Origin of the sequence: Pontibacter aquaedesilientis (genome assembly GCF_014773225.1) — a bacterium.
Taxonomy (GTDB): domain Bacteria; phylum Bacteroidota; class Bacteroidia; order Cytophagales; family Hymenobacteraceae; genus Pontibacter; species Pontibacter aquaedesilientis.
The window spans coordinates 317,458-339,741 of the sequence record NZ_JACXAJ010000001.1 but is presented as its reverse complement, the minus strand read 5'-3'; the positions used below and the strand labels follow the sequence as shown (position 1 = coordinate 339,741).

21 protein-coding genes and 1 tRNA gene are annotated in these 22,284 nt (G+C 50.4%); 9 read left to right on the top strand and 13 right to left on the bottom strand.

What is annotated here, in order from left to right; genetic code table 11:
- Window position 1: 1 nt before the first annotated feature.
- On the bottom strand, window positions 2–2,398 hold the full coding sequence (locus H9Q13_RS01450) for an endonuclease MutS2 (protein WP_191181976.1): 2,397 nt from the start codon (window positions 2,396–2,398) through the stop codon (window positions 2–4).
- A gap of 159 nt (window positions 2,399–2,557) precedes the next feature.
- On the opposite strand from H9Q13_RS01450, the gene H9Q13_RS01445 reads away from it, so the two are divergent.
- Genes H9Q13_RS01445 through H9Q13_RS01435 form a run of 3 tightly spaced genes read left to right on the top strand, consistent with a single transcriptional unit; the run spans window position 2,558 to window position 4,042 of the window.
- Entirely contained in the window at window positions 2,558–3,007 is a 450-nt protein-coding gene (locus tag H9Q13_RS01445) for a YhcH/YjgK/YiaL family protein (RefSeq protein ID WP_191181975.1), read from the top strand.
- A gap of 5 nt (window positions 3,008–3,012) precedes the next feature.
- Window positions 3,013–3,564, top strand: a complete 552-nt coding sequence (locus H9Q13_RS01440; protein WP_191181974.1) for a GNAT family N-acetyltransferase — start codon at window positions 3,013–3,015, stop codon at window positions 3,562–3,564.
- 22 nt (window positions 3,565–3,586) lie between these two features.
- On the top strand, window positions 3,587–4,042 hold the full coding sequence (locus H9Q13_RS01435; RefSeq protein ID WP_191181973.1) for a GNAT family N-acetyltransferase: 456 nt from the start codon (window positions 3,587–3,589) through the stop codon (window positions 4,040–4,042).
- Window positions 4,043–4,097: 55 nt separating this feature from the next.
- Here H9Q13_RS01435 and H9Q13_RS01430 read toward each other — a convergent pair whose 3' ends face one another.
- The 4 genes from H9Q13_RS01430 to H9Q13_RS01415 form a co-directional block, all read right to left on the bottom strand.
- The gene (locus tag H9Q13_RS01430; RefSeq protein ID WP_224744000.1) at window positions 4,098–5,144 is read right to left on the bottom strand and encodes a serine hydrolase domain-containing protein; all 1,047 of its coding nucleotides are present in this window, start codon (window positions 5,142–5,144) and stop codon (window positions 4,098–4,100) included.
- A 95-nt stretch (window positions 5,145–5,239) separates the two neighbouring features.
- Entirely contained in the window at window positions 5,240–6,016 is a 777-nt protein-coding gene (locus H9Q13_RS01425; protein ID WP_191181972.1) for a TIGR02757 family protein, read from the bottom strand.
- Window positions 6,017–6,148: 132 nt separating this feature from the next.
- Entirely contained in the window at window positions 6,149–7,165 is a 1,017-nt protein-coding gene (locus tag H9Q13_RS01420) for a septal ring lytic transglycosylase RlpA family protein (RefSeq protein ID WP_224743999.1), read from the bottom strand.
- 3 nt (window positions 7,166–7,168) lie between these two features.
- The gene (locus H9Q13_RS01415) at window positions 7,169–8,035 is read right to left on the bottom strand and encodes a DUF4905 domain-containing protein (protein WP_224743998.1); all 867 of its coding nucleotides are present in this window, start codon (window positions 8,033–8,035) and stop codon (window positions 7,169–7,171) included.
- A 17-nt stretch (window positions 8,036–8,052) separates the two neighbouring features.
- Between H9Q13_RS01415 and H9Q13_RS01410 the strand changes: the two genes are divergently transcribed.
- The 5 genes from H9Q13_RS01410 (at window position 8,053) to H9Q13_RS01390 (ending at window position 11,628) form a co-directional block, all read left to right on the top strand.
- Window positions 8,053–9,417: an NfeD family protein gene (locus H9Q13_RS01410; protein ID WP_191181971.1), complete on the top strand. Its 1,365-nt coding sequence runs from the start codon at window positions 8,053–8,055 to the stop codon at window positions 9,415–9,417.
- Window positions 9,418–9,537: 120 nt separating this feature from the next.
- The gene (locus H9Q13_RS01405) at window positions 9,538–9,876 is read left to right on the top strand and encodes a hypothetical protein (protein ID WP_191181970.1); all 339 of its coding nucleotides are present in this window, start codon (window positions 9,538–9,540) and stop codon (window positions 9,874–9,876) included.
- A gap of 47 nt (window positions 9,877–9,923) precedes the next feature.
- Window positions 9,924–10,265 carry a hypothetical protein gene (locus tag H9Q13_RS01400; RefSeq protein WP_191181969.1) on the top strand — a complete coding sequence of 114 codons (342 nt, stop codon included), beginning with the start codon at window positions 9,924–9,926 and terminating at the stop codon, window positions 10,263–10,265.
- Between the two features lie 73 nt (window positions 10,266–10,338).
- Entirely contained in the window at window positions 10,339–11,076 is a 738-nt protein-coding gene (kdsB, locus tag H9Q13_RS01395; protein ID WP_191181968.1) for a 3-deoxy-manno-octulosonate cytidylyltransferase, read from the top strand.
- 126 nt (window positions 11,077–11,202) lie between these two features.
- Entirely contained in the window at window positions 11,203–11,628 is a 426-nt protein-coding gene (locus H9Q13_RS01390) for a hypothetical protein (RefSeq protein WP_191181967.1), read from the top strand.
- Window positions 11,629–11,679: 51 nt separating this feature from the next.
- Here H9Q13_RS01390 and H9Q13_RS01385 read toward each other — a convergent pair whose 3' ends face one another.
- From H9Q13_RS01385 to gap, 4 genes are all read right to left on the bottom strand, one after another.
- Entirely contained in the window at window positions 11,680–12,027 is a 348-nt protein-coding gene (locus H9Q13_RS01385; RefSeq protein WP_191181966.1) for a translation initiation factor, read from the bottom strand.
- A 23-nt stretch (window positions 12,028–12,050) separates the two neighbouring features.
- Entirely contained in the window at window positions 12,051–12,938 is an 888-nt protein-coding gene (locus H9Q13_RS01380) for a diacylglycerol/lipid kinase family protein (protein WP_191181965.1), read from the bottom strand.
- Between the two features lie 97 nt (window positions 12,939–13,035).
- Window positions 13,036–13,881, bottom strand: a complete 846-nt coding sequence (locus H9Q13_RS01375; protein WP_191181964.1) for a universal stress protein — start codon at window positions 13,879–13,881, stop codon at window positions 13,036–13,038.
- 181 nt (window positions 13,882–14,062) lie between these two features.
- Window positions 14,063–15,055, bottom strand: coding sequence for a type I glyceraldehyde-3-phosphate dehydrogenase (gap, locus tag H9Q13_RS01370; RefSeq protein ID WP_191181963.1), 993 nt, complete (start codon window positions 15,053–15,055; stop codon window positions 14,063–14,065).
- A gap of 181 nt (window positions 15,056–15,236) precedes the next feature.
- Here gap and H9Q13_RS01365 point away from each other — a divergent pair.
- A tRNA-Glu gene (locus tag H9Q13_RS01365) sits at window positions 15,237–15,308 on the top strand.
- Window positions 15,309–15,393: 85 nt separating this feature from the next.
- Here H9Q13_RS01365 and H9Q13_RS01360 read toward each other — a convergent pair.
- From H9Q13_RS01360 to H9Q13_RS01350, 4 genes are all read right to left on the bottom strand, one after another.
- On the bottom strand, window positions 15,394–17,244 hold the full coding sequence (locus H9Q13_RS01360; RefSeq protein ID WP_191181962.1) for a PLP-dependent aminotransferase family protein: 1,851 nt from the start codon (window positions 17,242–17,244) through the stop codon (window positions 15,394–15,396).
- A gap of 165 nt (window positions 17,245–17,409) precedes the next feature.
- Window positions 17,410–17,562, bottom strand: a complete 153-nt coding sequence (locus tag H9Q13_RS17945) for a hypothetical protein (protein WP_224743997.1) — start codon at window positions 17,560–17,562, stop codon at window positions 17,410–17,412.
- 121 nt (window positions 17,563–17,683) lie between these two features.
- Window positions 17,684–19,942 (bottom strand): heparinase II/III family protein, encoded by a 2,259-nt coding sequence (locus H9Q13_RS01355; protein WP_191181961.1) that lies wholly within the window; start codon window positions 19,940–19,942, stop codon window positions 17,684–17,686.
- A gap of 107 nt (window positions 19,943–20,049) precedes the next feature.
- Window positions 20,050–22,251 (bottom strand): heparinase II/III domain-containing protein, encoded by a 2,202-nt coding sequence (locus H9Q13_RS01350; RefSeq protein ID WP_191181960.1) that lies wholly within the window; start codon window positions 22,249–22,251, stop codon window positions 20,050–20,052.
- Window positions 22,252–22,284: the final 33 nt, after the last annotated feature.

The window sequence follows — 22,284 nt, the reverse complement described above, 5'->3', positions numbered from 1 at the left end:
TTTATTTCAACACCGCCAGGGTAGCACCATCACCTCCCCTTTCCTCGGCTTCGCTGCTCAGGCTAGCCACTTCCCGTACGGAGTATAAGTAGTCGCGCACTACCTGGCGCAGAACACCGTTTCCACGGCCATGGATGATCTTGATCTCCGGCATACCCAGCATAATCGCCTCGTCGGTAAAGTTCATCACTTTGGTCAGGGCTTCTTCGGCATACTCCCCCCTTATATCCAGTGTAGCGGTAAAGTCCGCCATACGCTGTGTGATGTTCATCCCGCGGGTATAGCCTTCTGTGGCTTCGGCTTTTTTCTGCTTGGCCGTCTGCGCCTCAGCCCGCTCCAGGTTGTCCACCTTCACGATTGTTTTCAGCCCGCCAAAGAGTACCTCTGCCGTTTTGCCTTTGATACCCACAATCTGGCCTACTGAATCCTGCCCGATCAACGACACGCTATCACCCGGTTTCAGCGGTCCTCCATTGCTGGCTACCCGTCTGTGAGCTGGGCGCGGCTCTTCTTTGCGCACAACTTCCGTCGCAAAGGTCTCCAGATCGCGCCGGGCAGCTTTGGTCTGCTCCTTCTCGGCCTGGCTCTGCTTGATCTGCTGTATCGTCGACTCGATTTTTTGGTTTGCGTCTTTCAACAACAGCTTGGCTTTGCCTTTGGCTTCGCGCATCACATCCTGCTTACTCTCCTCCAGGAAGTTTTTCAAGTCGTTATACTCCTTCACATTGCGCTTCAGCTTCAGTTCCAGGGTTGTGGCTTCGCGCAGTTTCTTTTCCAGTTCCTGCTTCTCTGTCTCCAACTCCTCCAGTAACCGGTCGTAGCGTATTTTGTCCTTGCCCACCAGGCTGCTGGCTTTGTCCACGATGTGCTTCGGCAGACCGATCTTACGGGCAATCTCAATGGCGAAGGACGAGCCCGGTTTTCCGATTTCCAGCTGGTAGAGTGGCTGCAGGTGCTTATGATCGTAGCGCATGGCCCCGTTCACAATACCTGGCGTGCGCTCTGCAAAGTTCTTCAGGTTGGTGTAGTGCGTCGTGATCACGCCAAACACCTTGCTGTCGTTTAGGTTCTGGAGCACGGCCTCGGCAATGGCACCACCCAGCACGGGTTCTGTGCCTGTACCAAACTCATCAATCAGCACCAGGCTTTTGTTATCGGCCACCGTCACAAATTTCTTCATGTTGGTGAGGTGCGAACTATAGGTACTCAGGTCGTTCTCGATAGACTGCTCATCCCCGATGTCGATAAAGATATCGTGGAAGATGCCCGCCTCCGACCCATCGGCCACAGGTATAAGCATACCGGTTTGCAGCATGTACTGCACAAGTCCTACAGTTTTCAAACTCACGGATTTACCACCAGCGTTTGGCCCTGATATAAGCAAAATCCGCTGATCGCGGGTAAGTTCCAAATCCATAGGCACTGTTGGCTTGCCCAATTGTTTGTGTGACAGGTATAGCAGCGGGTGGATGGCTTGTTTCCAGGCAATATGCGGATACTTATGCAGCTTCGGCATGGTGGCCTCCACCCGTCGGGCAAAGGCTGCTTTGGCCCGGATAAAGTCCAGCAAACCCAGATACTGATAGGCCCTACGCAACTCAGGTATAAAGTTACGCAGCGTGTTGGTCAACCCGATCAGGATACGGATAAGCTCCCGGTGATAGGCATTATCCAGGTCTTTGATGTCGTTGTTGAGTTCGAAGATGGATTCCGGCTCAATGTATACTGTCTGGCCTGTGTTCGACTCATCATGTATCAGCCCTTTGACGCGGCGCTTGTGCTCGGCAGTAACAGGTATAACCAGACGCCCGCCACGAATGGTTGGCTCGGCATCTCCTGGTGTCCAGCCCTCGTTCTTGGCATGCCGCATGATCGAGCTGATCGTCTTGCGCAGGATTGCCTGCTGGGAAATCAGGTCTCGCTTCAAACGCTGCAACTCAGGCGTGGCATCGTCGCGCACGGCACCAGCATCGTCCACCACTTTGTCGAGGGCGGCGATCAAAGAACGCTCCACGATGATGTTGGCACCCAGCGCCTTCAGCGCCTCGTAAGTACCTTCCTCGGCATTGGAAATAAATTGTAGGGAGTCGCGGATGGTGCGCAGCGACATCTTGATCTCGAAGAAAGCCTGCACATCGAGGTAGGTGCCCTCAATGGCTGCTCTGTCCAGATAAGCCGTGGCGTCGAAGTAGTGCTGCAGTGGAATCTCGGCATCGGACTCCAGCAGCTGCTTAAACTCGTTGGTTTGTTGTAAAAGTCGCTGAACCAGGTCTTGCCGGTTCAGAAAAGTCATGCGGTTTACAAAATGGCGTCCCAGCGGACTCAGGCAAAGCTCTAGCAGCATTTCGCGTACCTGTGCAAACCCGATTTTTATTTCAAGATTCTCTGGATAGATCAATTGTTATCTCTTAATTTAAGGCAAATTTAGCATTTTATAACAAGTAAAACCTGTGGTTTAGTTCTGAGTCTCGAGTTTTGAGTTATGAGTTTTTTTCACACATTTCAACTCGTTACTCATAACTTTCTAACTTCTAACCATTCTAACTTCCAAACTCCCATGATACTCGATAAACTGGCCAACGCCAACCGCTATACCTGCCTGCACCCGCTTTTCGAACAGGCCTTTGATTTTCTGCGTGAAGCTGACCTGACGGCACTTCCGATCGGACAGAAAGCCATCGTCGGTCAGGATCTCTTTGCCATCATCTCGGAAGGCACCGGTATACCGGAGCAGGACGCCAAGTTGGAGGTGCACCGTAAATACATCGACATACAGTATGTTATCTCCGGCACCGATCACATGGGCTGGAAGGACCTGGCGCAATGCAGCCCACCTAACGATCCGTACAACGAGGAACGGGACGCAGCTTTTTTTCCGGATAAAACAAGAAACTGGTTTGATGTGCCGGCCGGCTCATTCACGATCTTCTACCCCGATGATGCCCACGCCGCCATGATTACCCAGGAGCATGTACGCAAAGTAGTTTTGAAAATTGCAGTGCAGTAACTGGTATGCTTAAACAAGCCTTCAATATCAGGAACGCCGACCCATCCGAATTCGAGGCAATCGGTAAACTGCTGGTGAGTGTCTACTCCCAACTGGACGGCTTTCCAAAGGAAACAGAGCAACCTGCCTACTATAACAGGCTATATAATATCGGTGAGTTTACACACTATCCGGGGACGGAACTGCTGGTAGCGACTCATGCAGAGGGTGACATAGTGGGTGTAGTGGTTTACTTTAGCAACATGCAATACTATGGCTCTGGCGGCACTGCCACGCAGGAGAAAGATGCAGCCGGCTTCAGGTTGCTGGCTGTTGCTCCTTCTGCAAGAGGACAAGGTATAGGCAAACTTCTGACAAACGAGTGTATCCGGAAAGCGCGTGAAAGCGGGCTTTCCCAAGTGATTATCCATAGCATCAAGGCCATGCAGACGGCTTGGAAAATGTATGAAAGCATGGGGTTTAAACGCTCTGAAGACCTGGACTTCATGCAGAGCGAGCTCCCTGTGTTTGGCCTCAGGCTGCTGCTTGACCGTCACGCGGATTTTCAACAAGCCTAGCCCCTACTTTATACCTACTTCTATGAACATCCAATTAATAAGAACAGATTCTACTCATGCTGATTTCGTGGAACTTGTGCGCTACCTTGACGCGGATTTGGCCGAACGGGACGGCGAAGAGCACTCATTTTATGCCCAGTTCAACAAGATTGACATGATCAGGCATGTAGTGGTGGCCTATGCAGGAGAGAAACCGGTAGGTTGCGGAGCTATCAAAGCGTATGATTTACAAACAGTCGAAGTAAAACGGATGTATGTTTCCCCTGAAAGCAGAGGCACAGGCGTTGCCACTTCAGTGCTCTCGGAATTGGAAAAATGGGCCAAGGAACTGGCCTATCAAAGGTGCATCCTCGAAACCGGAAAAAAGCAGCCAGAGGCGATCGGGCTTTATCAGAAGCATGGCTACAGCGTGATTCCCAATTACGGGCAATATGCTGGCGTGGAAAACAGCCTGTGCTTTGAAAAGCTTATACCTTAACCCTACAGTTTATTGCCATGCGGAGGAACTGACTCCTTGGTTTTTATCTTGCTTCTTATCGCGTTAGTTTGAGTAAATCGCGCACCAGCCTGGACTCCGGACGCAGCAACGGAAATTTATGCAGTTCATCCAAAAAATCTGTTAGGAGATGCGGGTTATCCGCCATATTGGAAAAATAAGCGATCAGCACTTCACAGTCAGGTATACGGATAACCAGGTTGCTGAAACCGCTGGTGTTGCCGGTATGGTACATTTCTAGCCCTCCATCCCTGCGCTTTGCAAAGAACCAACCCATGCCGTAAAACCCGTTTGGATAACCTGACAGCGGAAAAGAAGCGTCGTCCAGCTTAGGTGCCCTACCTGCCTTGTTCAGCGCCCGGTAACCGTGCAGGTAATCACTTACGGAGGTATAGATACAACCATCGCCTTTGGTTGCGGTACAGATTCCCTGGTCTGAGTTTATGATTTGTCCTAAGGCATTTCTGGCATAACCCATGGCCCGGTTAGGTATAAGTTTCCCGTGTTCATAGAGGGTAGTGTTATGCATGCCCAGCGGCTCAAAAATTTGCTGCCCTAGAAAATCGGCATAGGCCATACCTGACACCTTTTCGACTACCAGTGCCAACAGCACATACCCTGTGTTGCTATACCTATATCGGGCTCCCGGCGAAAAATAAGTAGCTGTTTGGGCAGCGGCTATGGCCAAAACTTCCTGATCGCCTATTTGCCAATCCGTTTGCTCTTCCACAAACGCTTCGTAGTCCAGCAGTCCGGAGGTATGGGTGAGCAGATACCGTAAGGTGATCTTTGCGCCCACCGGGGCAAACTCTGGAAAGAAGCCCAGCAAGTTATCCTCATACGCGAGAAGCCCTCGCCGCTCCAGCGACTGAATCGCCATGGCCGTGAACTGCTTGCTCACCGAAGCCAGCCTGAAATTTGTATGAGGCGTAATCGGCTCACCGGTGGACAGATCGGCTATACCTATCCCTTGGGCATACAGCACTTCCCCCTGTAGCGCCACCAGCACCGCTGCACCGGGCCCGGTACGGCTATAGTTCGACTGCAGGTGTGCATCCAGGGCTTCATGCAACAGGTTCATCATGCGCGAAGGTATACAATCAGGTTAAACTATCGGATGGCGTGGGAAGGTACAGCATGGTGATTTCCGACCTCAGTGGTCTTGTGTCTTGTGTCCGTTTAAAATTTCTCCTCCACACCCAGCCCAAACAAAGCATAGTCGTACTTCACCGGGTCCAACGGGTCGAAAACTCTGAGGTGATCGGTCAGTTCTTCGGCGGTCTGCCAGTCCATGCCTTTGCGGGTGATGAGGCCCAGGCGGCGAGCGACACGCTCCACGTGCACATCGCAGGGACAAACCAGATCGGCAGGCTTTATGGTATGCCACAAGCCAAAGTCCACGCCCCCGTCGGCTGGTCGCACCATCCAGCGCAGGTACATATTCAGCCGCTTACAGGCCGATTTTCGAGCCGGTGTGGCGATGTGCTTGCGGGTGCGGTGCGGGGCGTCCTCCAAGCTAAAGACGAGGTCGTGGAAATATGTCAGCCGATCTTTTTGCGACTTTATTTCATGCTGCTCACCCGTGAATGCCGTCTCCAGGCTCTCGTGCTGCTGGTAATACCACCTGAAAAAATGCAACAGGTATAGCAGATCGGTGTCGTTGAAAGTACGGTGCTTAAAACCCAGGAAGCGCGTAAGGTCCTGCTCCTGGTGATGCAGAACGAAATCATACGGCGCGTTATCCATCAGATCCATCAGTTTCAGGCAATTGTTGATGATGGTTTTGCGCTGCCCCCAGGCCAGGATAGAAGCAAAGAATCCACTGATCTCAATGTCCTGCTTTTTGGTGAAACGGTGCGGGATTGAAACCGGGTCATTGGGTATAAAGTCCGGCCGGTTATACTGGGCTACCCGGTTGTCCAACAAGGCTTTGATCGCAGCAATATCCTGTTTCATAGGGTGGGATCGTTTAATGGGTAATGGCAAGTTAAGAAATATTGCCCTCCTCTGGGAACCTGAACAGACATAAAAAGAAAAAGCCTGGGCTACGTGCCCAGGCTTCCCCTGTATGCTGATGCCTATACCTGATTAGGGCATATAAGACAGTTCTACTCTGAATTTCTGATCAACGGCACCCAACTTCTGGCAAGCCTTTTTAGAAAGGCGAACTACCACTTTGTCGTTGGCGCCCGTATCTGGCAGTTTGCCAATTACGCGCACGTATACTACCTGGTCGTTCATCGTGTTCTTTACTTGCATGATCGTGCCAACCGGGGCCGATTTGTGCAGGGCCAGGTACTTGTTCGTATCGGCCTTCGGATCGATCATCTCAGCCATACCGCTTTCCATGATCTTCTTGGCGCCAGAAACATCATCCACTTCTACCTCCACTTTCACTCCACGGTCTGCAGCCGGGGCTGGCGTTGGTGCGGAGGGTGTTAAAACAACATGCGTATTGTTAGGGGTTGTACCGCCCAGTGTTGTCGTGTTTGATGCGACGGCAGTCTCTGTCTCTTTTGGCTTGGCTATCTCATCATCCGATTCGGCTACGTAGATCGGCTTCTTGGATGAAGCTTCAAAACCTTTGCCTACGATCAGGGCAGCTCCCACACTGATGTTGTTGTCTGGCAGGTTGTTCCAACGTTTGATGTCCTCTACTTTCACGCCGTGCATGCGGGATATCGCGTACAGCGTTTGCATAGGCTCCACCGTATGGATTTTCTCTCCTTTGTTATTCACCGTGAACGTACGGTTACTGGCAGCAGCGGCTGCGGCTGTCGTTCCGGTTGCCGGAATGGTGGCAGGCGCTTTGGTGGCTGATGCTGTGTTATGTGCGGGTGCCTTGCGGGGAATCAGCACGATTTGCCCTATGTTAATCGTCGTCTCCACGGCGGGGTTGGAATCCACGATCTGGGCTACGGACACGTTATACTTCCTGGAAAGCGCATACAGCGTCTCCTTTGGCTCCACTCTGTGCTGGAGGTATAGCTTGCCGTTTTTACGCTCTACGCCAACAGAATCGCGCAGCACCGATGTATCAAAGGCTGAGGCGGAAAATGGGAGCAGTAGGGCAGATAAAATGCTGATGAATAGAATTCGGATCATAGCTCAAGTAGTAACTATAAAATTAAGAGAATATGCCTTCAAAGATATTTGGTTCTGGACGAAGTATAAACTTCGCATAAAGATAAAAAAAGTATCTGAACCAACGCCATTTAATCCTCCGGCAAGTAACTCATTTAAGTGCAAAAAACCATTTAAATCAAAAACAGCCAGAAAATTATCTAACTTATTTTTTTCATTGGCCACGTAGTAACTGATGACCAGACCGTTGTCGGTTTCGGCATACTCCACCGCCTTTATCGGCTCACAGTCAAGCTGCTGCGCCAAGAAATCGCGCACCTGCTCAAAGTATTCCTCCCCTTCCCGGTACAAAATCGGGTACCCTACCTGGCTGTAACGCTCCCGGCTATAGGCCTCCACCCGGTCAGCTGCCATTTTTTGACTGATGCCTTTTTGCAGCACTTCCCCGGTCCGCAGGTCCAGCAGCTGTAGCGGCTCTTCCGGCAAAGCGGCGTCGTGGGCCAGCAGCCCTGTGTCTTCTATTCCGTAGAAGGTCAGCCCGGGCCGGTGCCACTGTTCCTCTCCTGTGTTGGCCGACAGCGTGCGTATACCTTTGTGCTGGCCCAGTTTGCGGTCGCCGTAGCCGTGCAGGTAGACCATGCCCTGCCGCGCATCCTCTAACCCAAGCCACCAGGTATGCTTTTCCGCCAGTTCCAGCTTCAGAAGGGTATGGCTCTGGCAGTCCAGGGTATAGAAATAGGCCAGCAGCAAATCGCTGTCACGCACCTCCAGCGCCAGCCGACCGGCGGACGTGTCGATGCGGATACGCCACACGGGCGCTCCGAAATCGTATTTAAATAGGAAAGAAAGAATAAGCTGGAATATTTTTAGTATCTTATATTCAATTGGCAAGTAACGAGCCCAAATGTATGAAATCTAACGCAAAACTCTGGCAGTGGCAGCTGCTCTTCCTGTTGCTGGCTGGCCTGCTTCTCCCCTCCGACACCCTGGCGCAGGAGAAAAAAAAGCAAAAGGTGTTTATCATGGAGATCGGGGACAACATAGACCCACGCACCAACCGCTACACCCAACTGGCGCTGGACGAGGCGACTCGCGTGGAGGCTGACCACATCCTGCTCAAGCTCAACACCTTTGGCGGAGCGCTGAACGATGCTGATGCCATTCGTTTGCGCCTGCTGGAATACCCCAAGCCTGTTTATGTGTTCATAGACAAAAACGCCGCCTCTGCCGGAGCCCTCATTTCCATCGCCTGCGACAGCATATACATGGCACCCGGGGCTAACATCGGGGCGGCCACCGTGGTAGGTGCCGATGGTGAGGCTGCGCCGGGTAAGTATCAGAGTTACATGCGCTCCATCATGCGCTCCACTGCCGAGGCCAACGGGCGCAACCCCTACCTGGCAGAGGCCATGGTCGAGGCCAGCGTAGACAGCACGCTCTCAGCCGGTCAGGTACTGACGCTCACTACTTCCGAGGCTATCAAACATGGTTACTGCGAAGGACAGGCAAACAACATCGAAGAGGTACTGCAAAAACTCAACCTGCAGGACGCCGAAATCATTCGCTATGAGTTGAGCTCCACGAACAAGGTCATTGCCTTTTTCCTGAACCCCGTCATCAGCGGCATTCTGATTCTCGTTATCATCGGGGGACTGTGGTTTGAGCTGCAGACGCCTGGTGTGGGATTCCCGCTTATGGCGGCTATCGTGGCCGGTGTGCTATACCTGACGCCCTACTACCTAAACGGGCTCGCAGAGCATTGGGAGATCCTGCTCTTCGTAGCGGGTATTGTGCTCATTGGCTTGGAGGTCTTCGTTGTGCCAGGCTTCGGGGTGACAGGTATAAGCGGCATTGTACTTGTCTTCCTCTCCCTGCTCCTGATCATGGTCAACAACCAGGCCTTCGACTTCACCTTTGTGCCTTCCGATCAGCTGATGGAAAGCCTGATATCTGTCTTGCTGGGTATGATTGGGGCTGTCGTGATCGTGGCCATGACCTGGAACCGGGTGCTGGGCAGTCGTGCTATGCAACGGGTCGTCCTCAGCAACACCTTCCACAGCAACGAAGGTTACCAGTCCGCTAAATCCGCTGAGCACCTTATCGGCAAAACAGGTATAGCCCATACCCCCATGAACCCTTCCGGCCGCGTGATGATCGACGACAACCTCTACGACGCCCAGGCCCGCGACGGCTTCATCGAGAAAGGCGACACAGTACAGGTAATCGACCAGAGCACGTTTGCGCTACGAGTGAAGAAAATTGTCACAAGTTAGAGAGTTAGAAAGTTAGAGAGTTTGGAAGTTAGAAAGTTAGAAAGTTTAGGAATGGGCGATGCAACGATTTGGCATCATACTGGGTCGTGTAGATATACTATACACTAAAACTTATACCTGATGAAGCACTTTCTACCTTACTCCCTACTTTTGGCCACTCTCCTGCTTTTTGGCTGCAAAGCTGAAGTTTGCAAAGACCTGTCTATTGTAGAATCAACCGCTACACTCACCTGGTCCGGGGATTACGCGGCAGATGGATGTGGTTACAGGATTGAAATAGACGAACAGATTTATAAACCTGGAAACGAGCAAGATATAGCCGAGTCATTCAAATCTTCCGAACCCATACCGGTCGATGTGAAATTTATTTTACAGGGGAGAAAAGATATACAGTGCGGTATGCTCCCTGCCTCGCAGTCCGTGCAGTTCATCCAAATTATATCCATCAAAAAAATATAGATACCCTACAACGTTCATTGCTAACCTTAACTTAAAAACAGATCCCTATGAAATGTAAACTTGTACTGCTAGCCATAATTGGCTTTTCTGCCTTCTTTTTCACATCCTGCCAGGACACCATGCAACAAGACTCTGAAACTGCGGAAGCAACCCTTGTCTGGTCGGGTGAATATATGGTGGACGGCTGTGGCTTTGAAGTGATCATCAACGACAAAAAGTATAAACCGGAGAACGAAGACGACATCGACGAATCGTTCAAGGTAGAGGGCCAGATGCCGGTCATCATCGAATTTGTTCGTTTAGGTGAGCAGATAGACCGCCGCTGTGGTCTGTCTACCCAGAGCAGAGCGATGGACGGAATACGGGTTGTCTCCGTCAAAAAGAAATAAAATAATGCCGCTATTGATGTAAATTTGTCCGGCTTGCCTCCTTCTGGCAAGCTTTATCTTAACGCCCCGCCCTATGGAAATTCTTGGCATCATACCTGCCCGCTACGCTTCTACCCGCTTCCCCGGAAAGCCCCTTACTGTTATAAACGGTAAAACTATGATACAGCGGGTGTACGAACAAGCTTCCAGTTCTTCTCTAACTGAAGTAGTTGTGGCCACTGACGATCAGCGTATTCTGGACCATGTCGTGTCATTTGGCGGAAAGGCCGTCATGACAGCGGAACATCACCAGAGCGGCACCGACCGCTGCTTCGAGGCTTACCAATTGCATGGCCAGTCCTTCAACTACGTCATCAACATACAGGGCGACGAGCCTTTCATCCGGCCGGAGCAGATTGACCTGGTAGCCTCCTGCTTCCGGAACCTGCAAACGCAACTCGCCACACTCATCAAGAAAATCGAAACGGCGGAGGAATTGTTTAACGTGAACGCCCCAAAGGTGGTGGTTAACCGGGCTGGCGAAGCGCTTTACTTTAGCCGCCAACCTATACCTTACTGCCGCAATGTGCCCAACGATATCTGGCACAAGCAGCATACCTACTACAAGCACATCGGCATCTACGGTTACCGCACCGATATCCTGGAGCAGATCACCCAATTGCCGCCATCAGGCCTGGAACTGGCCGAATCGCTGGAGCAGCTGCGCTGGCTCGAAAATGGCTTCCACATTGCTACTGCCATAACCGAGTTTGAAACCATCGGCATCGACACACCGGAGGATCTGGAAAAAGTGAGGGAGTTGGGGAGTTAGAAAGTTAAAAAGTTTAGGAGTTAGAAAGTTGGGGAGTTTTGGCAATATATACTCCATTGCCTTTACAATTTTATAACAACATAATAATCAATCACAATATACCAACCGAATAAGGTATTACATTAAGTGAAAAACTATACTTTGCAGCGCTTTGTAAAACTGAATCTGTACTTCTTCGGGATGTATGGGCTGCTGACTGCTGCCTGGTATGGTTTGAGTGGAAGGTTTGGGGAGGACGCCGGAACAGCCATCCAGGAGATTCTATCCAATGCGGCCATCTTTTCGCTTATGTTCACAACGGCACTTTTGGTTTGGTACCGCAGGACGGAGCTCCGTATACCTGTCAAGACGATTTCGCAAAGTGGGCTGGAGGACAAACTAGAGACATTGGGCTATGAGCGTATACCTGCCCCAAACAAGGGTGCAGCGCAGGTATACAAACCACGCCCGCCCAAAGCACCCGTTCTGGCTGGCAAGATCTTCGTCCTTAAATCCACCAAATTCTACCATGTTCGGGGACCGTTAAGGAAGTTAGAAAGTTTAGAAGTTTAAAAGTTAGAAAGTCAAAATGCTTACTATCACTTCCAAACTTTCTAACTAAAATCACCCTCCCGCTTTCTTTGCTTTATACCCAGCGGCTTGCAGGACTTGCATGACCTTATCGCGGAAGTCGCCCTGTATCAGTATTTCACCGTCTTTGGCTGAGCCGCCCACCCCGCACTTGTTCTTGAGCATTTTGCCCAGTTCTTTCAAGTCTTCGTCAGAACCGACAAAGCCGGCTACCAGTGTCACCTGCTTACCGCCCCGCGACTTTTTATCGAGCATGACTTTCAGGTTCTGCTGCTGAGGCGGTAATGTATCGGCTTCATGCTCCTGCTCATAATCGTAGTTGAAGTCTGAGTTAGTGGAATACACTACCCCCTGTCTTCCTTTTTTATTCTTATCACTCATAATGCTTTTTTGTATCTATCAACTTATACGCAAGGCGCCACCACATGCAGCGACTGCGGCAGCATGCCCACAATAAACTCAGAGGCCTTACCAATAAACTCTCCGTCGGCATGGTACATGATATGATGGTCTGTGATCACCTCCACTTTCTCTGCCTTAAAATATTCGGCGCTGTCGGCTCCGGCTGGTTTTTTGGCCAGCATGGAGTAACTCAGGTTTAGGGCTTTGAGCATATCCAGTTGCCGTACCAGGCAAACATCGAGCAAGCCATCGCGGATATTGGCCATCGGCGCAATGTAGGCATTGTTGCCATACTGGGCGGCATTGGCAAAGGCCATGACAAACATATCCGTATCGATCGTTTTGCCGTTGATAGTCGCCTTAATGGGCAGGTGACGGTAGTTGCGCACTTCTTTCAGGATCAGCTCTACATAAGTCTTGAGCCCGCGGCGCTTGCTGCCCGCAAACACAGAGCTGATGTACGCATCGAAACCTATACCTGCCGTCGTGAAAAAGGGGTGGCCGTTGATGTTGCCGCTGTCAATTTTGGAACGATGGCCCTGATTAATGAAACGGATCGCCCCATCCACGCTGAGCGGCACCTGCAGGTGTCGGGCCAGTCCGTTGCCTGAGCCCCTTGGAATGATTCCCAGCGCCGTTTCAGTGCGCAGCAGGCCTCGTGCTACCTCATTTACGGTACCATCGCCCCCAACTGCCACCACTACTGCGCAGCCACCTTCAGCAGCCTGCTTTGCCAACTCTGTGGCATGGCCTGCATAGTCGGTATACACAATGTCGTGGCCATACTTGTCGTGGTCGAGGTGCAGCTTGATGCGGGCGGCAACGTCTACCCTGCTTTTAGGCCCTGACGTAGGATTGATGATAAACCGAATATGGGGGTGTTTTGTCATATCAAAGACTTTACGCAAAAATAGCCCTTTCCGGGATAGAATAAAAAAAGCCCGGCGACAAGGGCCGGGCTTTTGTGCGTGGATGCTATACCTAGCTCTATTTAAGATGGAAGGTCAGCACAGGAATGTTGGAATGGTTCACCAGATCTTCGGCGATACTGCCGCTCAGCAGGTGCGACAGGCCGGTGCGACCGTGCGTGGCCATCATCACCAGGTCGGCTTTCATCTCCTCCGCAAAGTGCAGAATGCCATCTTCTTCTATCGTATCGTTGTATACATTGATGGTAAAGTTCTGCAACCCGTAGCGCTCAGCGGCTGTCTGCATACGCAGCCGCAGCGTGTTCGTTGACTCAAACGCCCCCGGCGTATTGATGTAAACTAGGTGAAGTTTGGCGCCAAACACATGCTGGAAATATTTAAACTTCTCTACCGCCGAGCCGATCTCCCGCTTAAAATCAGAAGCCAGCACAATATTGCGGATATTAAAATGAGGCATGCGCCCTTTCACCGTCAAGACCGGGCACGCTGCTGTGCGCACCACCTTCTCTGTGTTAGAACCTATCAGAAACTCATCCATACCGCTGGAGCCCTTGGAACCCATCACCACCAGGTCTACCTTGTCATCACTGATCACACGTTTGATCTTTCGGATCACATTGTCGGTATCCACTTCCTGCACCACTTCCACTCCCTGATGCGCGATGGTCCGTTCCAACTCCGCCATACGGTACCGGGTGTTCTCCAGCAGCTTCATCATGTATACCTGCTCCATGCCATTGCCACCTACCAGGTCACCGGTAGCACTGAAGGAATACGAAGAAGGCATCTCAACAACGTGCAGCAGTTTGATGGCGGCACCCGTCTTCTGCGCGATGGCTACGGCTACTTCAAAAGCGTTTCTGGCCTGGTCAGAAAAGTCGGTGGGAACAAGTATTCTTCTCATAAGTTCTGTTGTGGTTTGTACAATGGTTGATTCCTGCTATTAAATTACGGCTATGCTACCCTAATCGATATGGCAATTAGCATTTTACACAAAATATAGTAGAAATCTTTTATATACGCCAATAAATACAAAAGCCCGCCAAAAAGGCGGGCTTTTGCAAAATAAGGTATAGAAGCTAAGATTAGCCAATTTTGGCGATCAGGTCGGCGGCTCTGTTAGAGTAGCCAGCTTCGTTGTCGTACCAGCCTACCACTTTCACAAGTGTTTCGTTGGCCGATGTCATATCTGCGTCGAAGATGCAAGAGTGCGTGTTGCCGATAATATCGATAGAAACGATCGGATCCTCCGTGTACTCCAGAATGCCTTTCATTTCGCCTTCAGCAGCCTTCTTCATCGCAGCGTTGATTTCCTCCTTCGTCGCTGGTTTCTTCAATACAACGGTTAAGTCAGTTAAAGAACCGTCCGGAATAGGAACGCGCATTGCTACGCCATCCAGTTTGCCCTTCAGGTGTGGAAGTACCAGACCAACGGCCTTGGCAGCACCAGTAGAAGTAGGCACGATAGAGTAAGCAGCGGCACGGGCTCTGCGCAGATCGCTGTGAGGCGCATCCTGCAGGTTCTGATCAGCTGTGTAAGCATGAACTGTGGTGATATAACCTTTCTCGATACCGAAAGCGTCGTCCAGCACCTTCGCCATTGGCGCAAGGCAGTTAGTCGTGCACGAAGCGTTAGAAACGATGGTCTCTTCGCCGTTCAGGATCTCTTCGTTCACACCCAGTACCACAGTTGGGATGTTGCCTTTGGCAGGCGCAGAGATAACCACTTTGCGGGCACCTGCTTCCAGGTGACCACCAGCACCCTGCTCGTCAACGAAACGGCCAGTAGACTCCAGCACCACGTCAACGCCCAGTTTGCCCCAAGGCAAGTTCTTCGGCTCACGCTCAGCAGTGATCTGGATTTCTCTTCCATTTACGATAATACCGTTGTCAGAGGCTTCCACTGTACCATTAAAACGGCCATGCACTGAGTCATACTTCAACAGGTGCGCCAGCGTTTTTGTGTTGGTCAGGTCGTTGATAGCCACTACCTCTACGTTGTCCTTCTCCAGAAGGGCCTTAAAAGTAAGTCTGCCGATACGGCCAAAACCGTTAATTGCAACTTTAATTTTAGACATGGTATTTGGGATTGATTTGTTTAAATTTTTGATGGTGCGAAGTTACGATTCCGATTAAGGAAAACCAATATTTTTTTCTAAGCTGATTCTTAGTTAATTACGTAAAACAAGGCTAAAAACATAAAAAAACATTTGCCTTGTAAGAGCTTTGCCGTATATTTGCACCACAATACGACAGAATGGTCCGTTCGTCTAGGGGTTAGGACTCCAGATTTTCATTCTGGCAACAGGGGTTCGATTCCCCTACGGACTACTAAAAAAGGCCTTCAGACAACACTTAAGGCCTTTTTTATTTTGCTTGTGACAAGCACCAGAGCAAGCTGGACAATACCACCCCACTAAGATTTTATTTCCTTCACAAACTCCAGAAACACCTTTTTATGGCGTTCCAGATCCATGTCCGGCGATAAAGCTACACGGGCAATGTAATCTTTGTCGGCTTCTTTGGTTGTACCCTGTGTGGATGTTGCTGGTATGGTCCAGTAACAGCCCTTCAACTGTCCGTAGCTCACGCAATATTTACTTTCCTGAGGTATTTCATTGATCATCATATGGATCAGCTTATTATTCAGCGCTCTTTTATAAGTCTCTCTTTCCTCTTCCGTATTTCCTTTAGTAGGCAAATCCAGGGAGAACACAGAAGGGGTAAACCCTTCATTTGCCAATTCTTCTGAAACGAAATTGATCTTCGCCTCTGGTAGAGTTTCCTTAATAAAGTTTACAAACGCACGCGTGTTCTTATAAGCAGCTTCAATCCTTTCGTTCATGGAAGGCAGTTGCTTAGCCAGTATTTCGGTTTGAAGCGCTGTAGCCTCGTTGTCGCAAAGTATAAGGTGCTTTTCTATTTTTTGCAGCAAGTCTTCCGCTTTTGTGTTTGCCACACAATAACCTGCGGTGCTTTTGCCTCCACTTGGGAATTTAGAACCACTAACATAAGCTATGGCCCTGATGGCTGAGAAAACCCCGTCTTTGCTCAAAAATTGCACATTAGGGCAAAAGGTTTGATCTAAGATAAATACTGGGTCAATAGCAGTTCCTCCTGTTGCAGTTTTACGCTCTTTGCTTAAAACCTCCTTTAGTTTTAAAAGGTCCGGAACCTCTACTCTTGGGTTTGTAGGTATTTCAGCGATTATGTACGGAACAGCATCCTGGCTGGCTATATTCGCCAGCACTGCCTCAATACTTTGCACCATGTCATTGTCACCGTCAACTGGCAGGTCCATGACTTCAACATTATCCAAGCAAGCAGCTACTCGCCTAGCCTGGTCGTTGGTTCCGCCATAGCAATTCGGAGGAACAACAAACTTGATGGCCTTCCCTTTGTGGTTTTCCAGGGCATCGTGCACCAAGCCCATCATAATCGCATACTGAATAGATAACCCTGAGGAACCAAGCAGTGCATTTGTATTGGTAGCGGTAACCTCTTTTATGGTATCTAAGACAAGTGCTTTGTTTGCTTCGAAATCACTTTTCTCCGTATCAGATGAAGATTCTCCTATCAGCTGCTGCAAGGCAACAAAACAATTGGCTGGGGTCATGGCGATTGTCTCTCTCCTTCTTACATGCTGAATCTCTGAAATGTATGACTCATTCTGTTCCCCGTTAACCAGTAATATACTACCCAAATCAGGATGAATACTGATGTAGAAATCAATGTGTGGGGTAAGATTTAGATGACCAATTGCATCATCTTGTGTCACAAAAACGGTGCTGCCGTTAAACTCAGTAATACCCTCTACATTCTCAACCTGCTTTAGGTCGAATTTATACCCGTAAACGCTTTTAATAACTTCAGCATCAAAGGCATCCGGTAACTCACCAGTATATAAAATCTGGGTGTGTTTATCGTCTAAAAGGTTTTTTCTTAGAACTGCTAAAATCGGAACTGTTCTGGATGAAAAACTGATCACACCTTCCGGTTTTAGATTATTTAACCTGGCTATTGCCCATTCTAAAACCGAAGATAAGGGATGACCAAGCCTAATATAGTCGTAGGCAGTGGGAAGCTCGCTTAATGCTGCTGTATCAGAATTATTATTGCTGAATAATTTCTCAAACTGCTCCAGAAACTGGGTTTTGGCTAAACTCTCGTCATAAATATCCAGCCGGTGGGTTGTTAGCTTCAGCCAATCCGCTGGTATGTTATTCAAAATATCTTTTATATAGTTGAGCAATTTATCTTCTTTCATGTTCTATAGCTTGATAAAAGCTTAAAGATACAAAATAGTATAAAATAACATTTCAGGCTTGGCTTTAACGTGATAGGCAGGTTGCTCATTTTCTGAGCTTATTCATCCTAGCAAACTTATTTGATGGAGGAACTGTAGACTATTTAGAAATCTATAGAGACAAGCCTAGTCTTTGCTTTCAGAGCTTTTGTCATCATTCTTGGATGAATTTTGCTTAGCTTTTTTTGCCGCAAGTTTAAGAGACTCCTGATGTGCCTTCCTTTCCTTGAACTCCTTTTGGCGCTGCTTTTTTTGTTGGTCGTTTGCTCTTGTACTCATTATTAATGGACACTTAATTAGCTAACCTAATCATTTTTTCGCAAATACTTCCCAAAGTATTATCAGGCTTTCATGTGTATGATTTTAGACCTACCCTGGTTTAGTTCAGCAACGTTACGATCTATCGTGCTGAGGCGGTGGTAAGCGGCACCTGCAAAACCCCGCCAACCGGAACAGTAAACTGCCCTTGCTTCTTTCCGCTGGCCGTAAGTTTGATTTCTTCGGCGCTTAGCGAGTTGATCGTCAGCACCTCTCCTTTCATGGCAAGCCTGAGATCCTGCGGTTCAGTTAAAGTCAGGGTGAAGCCGGCCACCTGTATGCTTCGGCAGCCGAAAAGCACAAACTCCTCGCCGCGCGCCAGCACATGGTCTGCCTGTATGCTTGTATTTTTAGAGGTATACTTCCCTGCGAACAACTGCCAATCGCCCAGCTCCTTTTCGGTTGCCTCAATGCGGTTAGAGAAGCCTTGGTAAGGGCGCAACACTGTCAGGAATGTATGCTTTTTGGCGGGTTTGGTATGGTACACAATCCTGTTTTTACCGTTATTGCCGCCTAGGGTGGTACGCTCAACAGGCTCCAGTTGCAGGATGTCGAGGCCGGTGGCGTCTCCGAAGTTGGCCCGGGCCAGAGCAGGCGCATCCTCAAGGGAATAATTGCCTTGCCACACCTGCTGGTAGCGGTGTTCAGTCGGGCTCTGGAAAATGTCTTTCACGATCCAGAAATCATCTTTCAGAAAAATCACCTTGCGAGTATAGCTGATCTGCTGCTTGTCGTAGCCGTTGTGCGTACCGATGAACAGGTCATGTGTTTCTGTTGGTTGCCACACCTGCACTGTTGCTTTTGGCAGCACGGCAAACTTACCGAAACCGCTGCCCCCGGAGTTGCCTGCATATTGCTGTCCCTGCGAAATGGAATCTGCCAGCGCCACGTTTTTCACCCACGAGTTTTTGAACAGCTCCAGATCCGGCAGCGAGTAACGCACCTGGTAATTAGGCAGCAAAGGCACTCCAAACGCGTAAGCCTGAACCCCTAGAATATCTCCGTGCTGATGATCCGGTTTCTGCTTGGATACTCCCGTTGAGATGATCATGTACATGTCGTTCGGGTTCCAGCCTTCGCGCATTACGTAGTAGCCGGTTTCGGGCAGCGTTATAGAAGTAAAGGCCGGTTTTTGGCGCTCGATTTGCTGAAGTGCCTGCAGCTGCTCCCGCGAGGTTAGCCAGTAATACGTACTGCTGATGGCATCTGAGGCAAAGTAGCCGTACGCAGGATCTTTGAACACCAAATACCCGAGCAACATAGCTTCTCCTATCTCGTTTTGCGTTGCCCAGGGCTCGTCGGTATCGTCCTGTAGCACCGGAGCGTTTTTGTTCGGAAAAGCGATGGCTGACAAAGCGGTAAACATCCGTTGCAGGCTTTCAGACCAGGCGGCATCTACGGGCATGTTATTTCGCTGCGCCAGCTGGTATACCATAAAGTAATTGTCGATGTCGCCGATGTGGTAGTGCACGGTGCGCTCAAACTGAAAGCCGTCCGGGTTGATTTCCTTGGTCAGGTGCTCGCCGAGTAGTTTCATCGCGTGCGCATACCATACCTTAGACTCCTCCACCTCCGGAAAAAGCATGGCAATCATGGCCAATGCCGTCATGCCCTTGGTTTGGTGGTTGCCATACTTAAACTGCTGGTTATCGCGGTACAGAAAAGCGGCGTGGTGCAGAAAAGTACGTATCAGCAGCAATTGCTCTTCGTCGGAGTAGTGCTCGGAGGCCAAGAAAGCGTGGTGCGCAAAGAGCCAGTTGAGCATGCGGTTCCCGCCCCGGAACGCCTCGTAGGTGCCGTTTCCGTCTTCCAGCGTCTCCACTTTGCCCGCATTAAACGCCGTGTTTAGCGAGGCCACCTGCTCCGTGAAATAGTTGATATACTTTTCGTTGCCAGAGATGAAATGACTAAGCGCCATGTCCGGTGCTTTGTGCTGGCGCGATAAATGCCGCACAGCATACGCATTTACGTCTTCGCCTTTCTGGTTTTTGAAAGGCAACTTCCAAACAGTTTTCGCCGGGTACAGGTCCATGTGCGAAGCGGCATTTACCGGATGGGCCGCCACCTTCTCGGGGAAGCGGGCCAGGTAATCGCTTAGCCGCTCATCAAAATGCTGCCAGTTAAAATAATACCGCTCGGCCGCCTTCTGCCGGAAGTATGCCGCCAGTTGCTGCACCGCCTGTTCGCGGTTTTTCTTTCCACCTTTTTGGTGCAGCTGCAGCGCCTGTGCCAGCGTCGGGTCCGTTGCTCCTTGCAAAACCTTAAACAGCTCCTGTTCCGTCAGCACCTTGTCTGCCGGCACTTTAGGTGCAGCCGCTGCCGCTGTAAAAGCAGTTAGCAAGCAAAGTATAAAAAAAGTACATTTTATACCTGATCGAGAGAAATCTGAAAAGCTATACATACTCAATTTCAGTTTTATATTTTGGAAATGAAGCGTCTGATTCGCTACTATAAATTAACCGGCAACTCGCCGCGCAAGCCATACCAATGCGTGCCCTGCCAGCGCACCTTTTTGCCGTCCAAAATAACTTCAGAAGGCCCTGCCGATACTGGCCCTTTTGACAACAGCAGCACGCGCTCCTCACCGGAAGCAAGGCGCAACCCAACTGCCATACCTGTGGCAGATTTTACCAGCAGCTCTACTGCCGCCACCTGGCTTGCCGTACTACGTTTGGCATGCGGTTCCACCACTGACACAAAAGTATAATGCTTTGCCTGTGGCACCCGAAGCAGCAACCCCGGCTCATGGCGCAGGTTCTGGTCTGGGTCCGTTGCACCAATCTGAGTAAATAGCACTTGCGTTTTGTCTGTAGCTGCAGTTGTCAGGGTATAGAATTGCTCCTTGTTTTGCCACGTGATTTGTGCGGCTCCCTTGCCGGGTTTTGCCTCGGCTTGCAGCAGCAGGTGCTCATAGCCATGATCCTTGCCCAGAGTAGTTCCTACAATTTCTTTCCGCTCGAAGTTTGTGGTTGTTAATGCTCCTAAATAATAGTAGGGCAAATCATACTGGTGCTCAGTATCCGAGGCAAGGTCAAACACATCGAGCAGCACAGGCTCTTGCAGCTGCGCATCCTGGATAAGGGCTACGTAGCGACTCATCTTCACGCCCGGAACGGCATCGGTTGTGGTGGCGGCAGAGACCTGAACGGCTGGGTTCTCGCTGTTAAAGTATAAACCCTGTGGTGCCGACGTTTCGGAGCGCCTGATGTCACCGCCAAAGTGTGATTGCCCATCGACCACGACTGTATTATGCGCCACCGTTTGGTGCGCCCAAGTTTTGTTTTCAGCTAGGTAGCGGCCGCCGTTCTTCTCCAGGACGTTCACAAAACGTACCGCGCCATAATCCTGCAGCACCTCCTGCCCCTTGTCGTAAAGCAAGATAGAAAGCTTGTCGTAATGCCCGTGGCTGAGGCCATGCGCGCTGTACTTGAACACGGCACAGGTATGGTCCGGCTCAGCGACGCTTCGCAAAATACCGATGCCCCCATCATTTCCCTGCGCACCGTCGCGTACTGCCATCGAGCGCCAGTTAAAAGGCACAGCTTCTCCTTTGCTTAGGGCAGCGGCAACCGCAACACCTTCCGCCGTCAGGATGACGCGCTGCTGCATGTTGGCAATGCTCAACAGCTCGCGCTGGCCTGTGTAGCCATACACCAAATCCACGGCATATACCAGTTCATCGGTTGTCAGGTTCTCTCCTTTGATGGCATCGTTTAGAGGGAAAAAATCGCCGTTATAAGTGAGTTGCAGGGTTGTTTGCACGGCCTTCACCAGTACGCTGTCGCGGTAGGCAAAGGGGTTATACTTGGGTTGGTGCTGCGCAATGGCCTTGCCGAACAGCACGAAGGGCATCATGGCGTAGCGCTGGTAATAAGGCCCTTCGGTATAGTAACCATCCGGAGAGAAAAGCTGATCGAGCTGCGCAAAAAATCCACCTTTGCCGTCTTTGCCTAACCCGTACAACGACTTCTCCACCAACTCCTGATCGCCCAGCACATAGCCCGTCATGCCTACTGCGGCTACTGTCCAGGTACCGTGGTTATGTATGCGGTTAAAAGAATAGGCCGATTCCTCGGACAAGAATTTCGTCATCGGGTAGAAAAGCTGCTTGTTCAGCGTGTTCCGATCCTCGGGGCTCAACCAGGTATAAATGCAATCGTAAGCCTGGATGGTGTGCACCAGCCACACGCAATCATTGAGGCTTTGCCAGAAAAGCTTGCCGGGTGTTTTGGAGGTAGCCTCCGGGTGCAGCGGCAAAATCGGGTAAATTTTAGCGTAAGCCAGCAGCATGTCCCGGATGAAGCGGGCGTAGCGTTCGTCTTTGGTCACCTGGTACACCACGCCCGCCGCCTGCATGGTTTTGTAGTTTTTCTGGTGCTGTTTGTGGGTATGCCCGCCGGCGGGGTCGCGCGGAAAAGGTACGTCCATTTTCGCCTTGAGCGCTTTGTCAGCCTCTTTTTTCAGTTGGGCATACGATTGGTCCAGCAAGGGGTAGCTGCCCAGGCTTTCCTTTATCTGCCGCGCGCCCTGCTCCGTCAGCAACAGCGACGGATGAGCCGTTTTGACTTTAGATGACTGCTGCGCCAGCCCCTGCTGCCACAGTAGCAAACAGCAAATCCAGAAAACCTTCAGGCTATACCTAGCTTTCATAATGGCTTGGGTAAGAAAATGGATCTATACTTA

Excerpts from the sequence above, each read along its gene's own strand:
- gap (WP_191181963.1), bottom strand. The coding sequence starts at position 15,055 with ATGTCTAAAATTAAAGTTGCAATTAACGGTTTTGGCCGTATCGGCAGA.
- H9Q13_RS01435 (WP_191181973.1), top strand. The coding sequence starts at position 3,587 with ATGAACATCCAATTAATAAGAACAGATTCTACTCATGCTGATTTCGTG.
- H9Q13_RS01375 (WP_191181964.1), bottom strand. The coding sequence starts at position 13,881 with ATGAGAAGAATACTTGTTCCCACCGACTTTTCTGACCAGGCCAGAAAC.
- H9Q13_RS01420 (WP_224743999.1), bottom strand. The coding sequence starts at position 7,165 with ATGATCCGAATTCTATTCATCAGCATTTTATCTGCCCTACTGCTCCCA.
- H9Q13_RS01385 (WP_191181966.1), bottom strand. The coding sequence starts at position 12,027 with ATGAGTGATAAGAATAAAAAAGGAAGACAGGGGGTAGTGTATTCCACT.
- kdsB (WP_191181968.1), top strand. The coding sequence starts at position 10,339 with ATGGAAATTCTTGGCATCATACCTGCCCGCTACGCTTCTACCCGCTTC.
- H9Q13_RS01445 (WP_191181975.1), top strand. The coding sequence starts at position 2,558 with ATGATACTCGATAAACTGGCCAACGCCAACCGCTATACCTGCCTGCAC.
- H9Q13_RS01410 (WP_191181971.1), top strand. The coding sequence starts at position 8,053 with ATGAAATCTAACGCAAAACTCTGGCAGTGGCAGCTGCTCTTCCTGTTG.
- H9Q13_RS01360 (WP_191181962.1), bottom strand. The coding sequence starts at position 17,244 with ATGAAAGAAGATAAATTGCTCAACTATATAAAAGATATTTTGAATAAC.
- H9Q13_RS01440 (WP_191181974.1), top strand. The coding sequence starts at position 3,013 with ATGCTTAAACAAGCCTTCAATATCAGGAACGCCGACCCATCCGAATTC.
- H9Q13_RS17945 (WP_224743997.1), bottom strand. The coding sequence starts at position 17,562 with ATGAGTACAAGAGCAAACGACCAACAAAAAAAGCAGCGCCAAAAGGAG.
- H9Q13_RS01380 (WP_191181965.1), bottom strand. The coding sequence starts at position 12,938 with ATGACAAAACACCCCCATATTCGGTTTATCATCAATCCTACGTCAGGG.
- H9Q13_RS01405 (WP_191181970.1), top strand. The coding sequence starts at position 9,538 with ATGAAGCACTTTCTACCTTACTCCCTACTTTTGGCCACTCTCCTGCTT.
- H9Q13_RS01350 (WP_191181960.1), bottom strand. The coding sequence starts at position 22,251 with ATGAAAGCTAGGTATAGCCTGAAGGTTTTCTGGATTTGCTGTTTGCTA.
- H9Q13_RS01425 (WP_191181972.1), bottom strand. The coding sequence starts at position 6,016 with ATGAAACAGGATATTGCTGCGATCAAAGCCTTGTTGGACAACCGGGTA.
- H9Q13_RS01400 (WP_191181969.1), top strand. The coding sequence starts at position 9,924 with ATGAAATGTAAACTTGTACTGCTAGCCATAATTGGCTTTTCTGCCTTC.
- H9Q13_RS01430 (WP_224744000.1), bottom strand. The coding sequence starts at position 5,144 with ATGATGAACCTGTTGCATGAAGCCCTGGATGCACACCTGCAGTCGAAC.